The following is a 3,937-nucleotide window of genomic DNA, read 5'->3' on the forward strand; positions in this document are numbered from 1 at the left end:
GCCGGCGTTAGCCGGCTTTTTGCCACTATGTCTATAAACTGGACGTCTATGTCAAGCGAATGAATTCCTAACTATTTGATTCGTAAGACTTAAGTCAACTGCTACCTAATGCCGGAGTTGATGCGGTGTTATTTCCCCCAACTATCCTTCAATGTCACCGCCCGATTAAACACAGGCTTCCCGGACTTGCTGTCCTCGCGATCGGCAACAAAGTATCCGTGACGTTCAAACTGCAATTTCTCATCCGGCTGCACCGCTGACACGCCCGGTTCGACATACGCTGTAATCATTTCCTTCGAGTTCGGATTTAACGCCAGTTTGAAATCCTTGCCGCCGGCATCGGGATGCGCGTCGGTGAACAGGCGGTCGTACAGGCGGACTTCTGCTTCCAGCGCGTGCGGCACGCTGACCCAGTGGATGTTGCCTTTGACCTTGTAGTTGGCCGAGCCTTCGGTGCCGGATTTACTGTCGGGGAAATAGGTGCAGTGTACGGCGATGACGTTGCCGTCGGCGTCTTTATCCGCGCCGATGCATTCGACGACGTAGCCGTAGCGCAGGCGCACCTTGTTGCCGGGGAAGAGGCGGAAGTAGCCTTTGCTCGGCACTTCCATGTAGTCCTCTTGTTCAATCCACAGTTCCTTGCTGATCGGGAAAGTGCGGTTGCCGCGTTCCGGGTGATGCGGATGCACGGGCGCGCTGCATTCGACGCTTTCGCCTTCGGGGAAGTTGTCGATGATGAGTTTGAGCGGACGCAGCACGGCAGTGGCGCGTGGTGCTTTTTCGTCGAGGTCGTCGCGCAGTGCGCCTTCGAGCGTGCTCATGTCGATCCAGCTATCGGACTTGGCGACGCCGATGCGTTCTGCAAAGAGTTGAATCGCTTCCGGCGTGTAGCCGCGACGGCGGATGCCGACGATGGTTGGCATGCGCGGGTCGTCCCAGCCGTCGACGATGTTTTCTTCGACGAGTTGCAGCAGCTTGCGCTTGCTGGTGATGGCGTAGGTCAGGTTGAGGCGCGCGAATTCATATTGATGCGGCAGTGGCTTCTTGAAGAAGCCGCCTTCGGCCAGGCGTTCGAGCAGCCAGTCGTAGAACGGGCGGTGATCCTGGAATTCGAGCGTGCAGACGGAGTGCGTGACGTTTTCGATCGCGTCTTCGATCGGGTGCGCGAAGTCGTACATCGGGTAGACGCACCATTTGTCGCCGGTGCGGTGATGATGTGCGTGACGGATGCGGTAGATCGCGGGGTCGCGCATGTTCATGTTGGGCGAGGCCATGTCGATCCTGGCGCGCAGGATGTGTTCGCCATCCTTGAATTCGCCTGCCTTCATGCGGTGGAACATGGTTAGCGATTCAGCCGCCGGACGATCGCGGAACGGCGAGTTCTTGCCCGGCTCGCTGAAGTTGCCGCGGTTCTTCGCCATGTCGTCGGCGGATTGGCTGTCGACATAGGCGTGACCGGCGTTGATCAGGTACTCGGCCATTGCGTACATCTGGTCGAAGTAGTCGCTGGCGAAGTAGAGGTGGTCGCCGCTCGCGTCCTTCCAGTCGAAGCCGAGCCATTTGACGCTGTCGAGAATGGTGTCGACGTATTCCTGTTCTTCCTTGGTTGGATTGGTATCGTCGAAGCGCATCGTGCAGCGACCGTTGAAGTCGCGTGCGAGGCCGAAGTTGAGGCAGATCGATTTGGCGTGGCCGATGTGCAGGTAACCGTTCGGCTCCGGCGGAAAACGCGTGACGACCTGCGGCAGCGGCTGGCCGTTCTTGTCGGTGCGGTTGGCGTGCTTGCCTTCTGCAAGATCGCTCTCGATGATGCCGCGCAGGAAGTTGGAACTGGCCGGGTTTGCTTCGGCCTTGCCGTTATTGCCGTTTTTTGGATCGTTGCTCATGAGTTCTATGTCGGGCCGTGGGGCGTAATGCACAAGGGGAATTGGGCATTTTACCGTAGCTGTCGAGCGGGAAGCGGGCTTTTGCCGCAATGGGGCAGGTCGATGGGATGAGCTGATTTTTATCTGGCTGGGGGGCTTACGGTACGTGCCGCCAGTGCCGGCGGCGAACAACAATCTGCGTCGATGCCGTAGAGCGCCGCCATACGGGTATCGGCGCCAGGTGCATCATCCTGAATTGTTGGTGCAGGGTTACTGGAGATTTTTGATGTACTGGATGTACTGCGCGGCGCTTAATTCCAATTCGTCTGACGCGCGGCCTTCTTCTACCCCATAGAACGCGAACGTCGGCAACGATTCTGCGCTGATGTAATCGATTGTCGACCGCAGCGGCATCAGGAATTCTTCCAGCGTATGCGCATATCGTCCTGTTGCGCGAAAGTCGATTTCCTTGATGCCCGCAGAGATGGCCAATCCTATTCGCTTGCCGGCAAGCTTTCTCTCTGAATGTCGGCTGCCGTATGCAAAGCCCTGCAGCAGTACCTCGTCCATCCACTTTTTCAATAACGGTGGCGTACTAAACCAGTAAAGCGGGAATTGCAGAATGATATTGTCGTGCGCAAGGAGCAAATCCTGTTCTGCCCGGACGTCGATATGCTGGTCGGGATAACGGGCGTAGAGTTCGTTCAGTGTGACGATATCCGGATTCGCCTGCAGCTCGGTGAGCCATCTTTTATTGACGACCGAAGTGTCGATGTTGGGGTGCGTGACCAGAACCAGGGTGCGTGCGGTTGTCATGATTTTTTCTCGCGGAAGAGTAAGTGAAGGCACATACTAGCCACCCGAAAGGTGCGTGAAAAGTAGGCACTTTTTCGTTCCTTTGATACCTAGAGGTAATTCATGAAGGTGACAGAATTCAAATTTCCGATCGATGCGACCATCTACCTTATCGGCGGTAAATGGAAGTGTTCGATTCTTTGCTATCTGTTTGAACAACCGCAGAGGACTGGCGAGCTGCGCAGGATGATGAATGGCATTTCCCAGAAGGTGCTGACCGAGCAATTGCGCGAACTGGAAAGCGATGGCGTCATTGAACGCATTGTTTATCCCGAAGTGCCGCCGAGGGTGGAATACAAGATAACGGAATTCGGTTTGTCCCTGGAACAGATCATTACCGCCATGTGCAACTGGGGCGCGGCGAATTTTGAAAAGGTCAGTGCTGCACGTCGCCGTCGATACAAGCGTTCCGATTTGGAAAGCAGCGTCGAAGTCAGCGCATGAAGTTAGTACACGAAGTTGATGCAGAACTCAGTGCAAGAAATCCCGCTACCGAACTTGAATCAAACTGGTGGTGGCAGTCAGTCGTTCAACGCGGTGAATCAGATGCGCGTACTCGGGCGCTGGATGCAAATGGGCACCATCCGTCGTTAGAAGGCCCAGTCCAAACCGAGCTTCCTGACAAGGAAGAAAGTGCCGAACCCCAGACCCAGGAGCAATAGCGTGAAGATTGCGATGACCTTGCCGGTCGCGAGTAGCACGGCGCGCGCCTCCTTCTGCTTTCCCTTCTTCCCTTGATCGTAATGCCACTTGATGGCGTAGAACATGCCTATCCCGAGCACGAGAGCCTTGAAGGTAACGAAGACTATGGGGATCCAATCCATGATTTGAGTATTTCCAGGTTGTTACTTGACACTATCCATCGCGGGGAGCGCACACTCTTAAAACGCTGCATGCCATCTCCATCGACCTCGGTTCATTCTAGGCCAGGCAAACAGCAACCGACATTAGACATAAAGCCCTAGGACATAATGTCCTTGCTGTGACTTATTGGACGTTTTGCCTCGTGGGCTTGTGGCGCGGGCACAATCTATTTATATCCGGGCGGGGTTGCCAGATTTGCCTGTCTCTCGCAGTGCGCAGGAACAACTTCTGGCTGGTTCTGTACGCCCGTCTCGATTAAATGGCCGCTTGGAACTATACTTGCCTGCGGTACTCGTAGCGTAGAGCGAACCTTGATTTCCAGCGTATCGGGCCTGGCACTGGACGAAACTTTT

Annotated in this window: 4 protein-coding genes and 1 pseudogene; 2 read left to right on the forward strand and 3 right to left on the reverse strand. The window is 55.5% G+C overall.

What is annotated here, in order from left to right:
- Positions 1–128: 128 nt before the first annotated feature.
- Together VN114_RS00735 and VN114_RS00740 are read right to left on the reverse strand one after the other, a co-directional pair.
- Entirely contained in the window at positions 129–1,886 is a 1,758-nt protein-coding gene (locus VN114_RS00735) for a glutamine--tRNA ligase/YqeY domain fusion protein (RefSeq protein ID WP_325510983.1), read from the reverse strand.
- A gap of 249 nt (positions 1,887–2,135) precedes the next feature.
- Positions 2,136–2,681 carry an NAD(P)H-dependent oxidoreductase gene (locus VN114_RS00740; protein WP_325510985.1) on the reverse strand — a complete coding sequence of 182 codons (546 nt, stop codon included), beginning with the start codon at positions 2,679–2,681 and terminating at the stop codon, positions 2,136–2,138.
- A 102-nt stretch (positions 2,682–2,783) separates the two neighbouring features.
- On the opposite strand from VN114_RS00740, the gene VN114_RS00745 reads away from it, so the two are divergent.
- Entirely contained in the window at positions 2,784–3,164 is a 381-nt protein-coding gene (locus VN114_RS00745; RefSeq protein ID WP_325510987.1) for a helix-turn-helix domain-containing protein, read from the forward strand.
- Positions 3,165–3,173: 9 nt separating this feature from the next.
- Positions 3,174–3,305, forward strand: a pseudogene (locus VN114_RS13470) (arsenical resistance protein ArsH); the annotation flags it as partial.
- 5 nt (positions 3,306–3,310) lie between these two features.
- On the opposite strand, the gene VN114_RS00755 reads toward VN114_RS13470, so the two are convergent.
- Positions 3,311–3,544, reverse strand: coding sequence for a hypothetical protein (locus tag VN114_RS00755; RefSeq protein WP_325510988.1), 234 nt, complete (start codon positions 3,542–3,544; stop codon positions 3,311–3,313).
- Between the last annotated feature and the right edge of the window lie 393 nt (positions 3,545–3,937).

This window comes from Oxalicibacterium sp. (assembly GCF_035565035.1).
Lineage (GTDB): Bacteria > Pseudomonadota > Gammaproteobacteria > Burkholderiales > Burkholderiaceae_D > Oxalicibacterium.